2 protein-coding genes are annotated in these 1,356 nt (G+C 70.5%); one reads left to right on the top strand and one right to left on the bottom strand.

What is annotated here, in order from left to right:
* The first annotated feature begins 54 nt into the window (after window positions 1–54).
* Window positions 55–675 (top strand): hypothetical protein, encoded by a 621-nt coding sequence (locus HMPREF0975_RS10550; RefSeq protein ID WP_083840784.1) that lies wholly within the window; start codon window positions 55–57, stop codon window positions 673–675.
* 46 nt (window positions 676–721) lie between these two features.
* On the opposite strand, the gene HMPREF0975_RS10545 is transcribed toward HMPREF0975_RS10550, so the two are convergent.
* Window positions 722–1,186: a PLD nuclease N-terminal domain-containing protein gene (locus HMPREF0975_RS10545; RefSeq protein ID WP_009234158.1), complete on the bottom strand. Its 465-nt coding sequence runs from the start codon at window positions 1,184–1,186 to the stop codon at window positions 722–724.
* Between the last annotated feature and the right edge of the window lie 170 nt (window positions 1,187–1,356).

The following is a 1,356-nucleotide window of genomic DNA, read 5'->3' as shown; positions in this document are numbered from 1 at the left end:
CGCGGCGCCCCTGGACCGGGCAGGACTTCGTGTCGGTGGCACACCGCCGCCGTCCTGACCGCCACCCGACAGGGCCGGCAACCCAACCCGGTCTCACCGGCCATCGACCCCGTGCGCCCGGCCCTGGGATCCGGTGAGGTCATGCTGGCCACCTGCGACGCCGAGCTGCTCATGTGGCGGCGCGGGGACGCCGCCTACAACCCCTCCCGCGGCTTCTTCCTGGCCGGCGGCCCCGTTGGCCTGGCCCTGACAGCCGCCTTCTTCGGCGGACAGGCCTACCTCAACCACCGGCGCCGTCGCGCCGCCGAGGCCGATGCCGTTGAGAAGTGGCGCCACATGGCCGCCGCCCGCCTGACCATCTCCACCCACGGCATCTACCTGGGTACGGGGGAGGGCGTCATGCCCATCTCCTACGCCGACATCCAGGAGGTCCGGCTCACCGCCACCGGGGAGATCGTCATCGCCGCCGCCAACGCCTCCGGCTCGGTGCGCCTGAAGATCCGGGCCCAGTGGGCCGAGCTTGTCCTCATCCTGTGGTCGGTGCGCTACATGCCCGAGCACCCTCAGATCGTGGGGCGCGCTTGGATGCCGGACGACTGGCTCATCCACGCCGCCGCCCACGGCTACGACGTCGACACGGGTTCCTGGCCCAAAGCGCAGAAGGCCCTTCCTTGAGATCGTCTGAGACCCGACGCCCCAGTCCCGGTCTTCCCCCGGTTTCTCAGCGCTGATCGGTGTCGGGCCGGTTGGTGCCGCCAGCATCTCCGGCATCGGACTGCCCAGTATCCTTCCCGGTATCGTCCCCGATCCCCGCATCGCCATCGCCGCCGTCGACGGACTTCTCCGGGTGGTGCTTACGACGACGGATGTCTTGCTCCAGGTCCCGCAGGAACTCGGGGTCGTCGTCGGGAGCCATGGGCCGGGCCCGCTCCGGGCGACGGAAGGTCGTGCCCTCCCTGGAGGACCATACGGTGGGCTCCACATAGCCGCCGCGCTCCTCGGCGGCCTTGACCCGTGAGACGATGATCCAGGCGATCGGCCCGACGGCTGGGAACACGACGATGAGCATGATCCACAGGAACTTCGGCATCCGCGCCGGCAGGCTCTCCTCCGGCGTGCGCGCGCAGTCCAGCAGGGCATACAGCGTCAGGGCGAACGCCAGGACGGTGGGGAGGACGATACGCATGCGCCAACCCTAACCGAGCCGCACGGTCCCGCAGGCCCCTGTATCTGCGTATACCCCTCCCTCCGAAGGCGTGGCACGATCGTTCCGTGCCCGCCCCGCCCGCCTTCCGCCTCACTGACCGGTGGAACCGCCCCCGACCGATGTCGACGCCCTGCGCGCCGTCCTCGCCG

It is taken from the genome of Actinomyces sp. oral taxon 849 str. F0330, from assembly GCF_000239715.1.
GTDB classification, from domain to species: domain Bacteria; phylum Actinomycetota; class Actinomycetes; order Actinomycetales; family Actinomycetaceae; genus Actinomyces; species Actinomyces johnsonii.
Note: the sequence above shows the minus strand (reverse complement) of the source record. Positions and strands in the feature narration are given on the sequence as shown.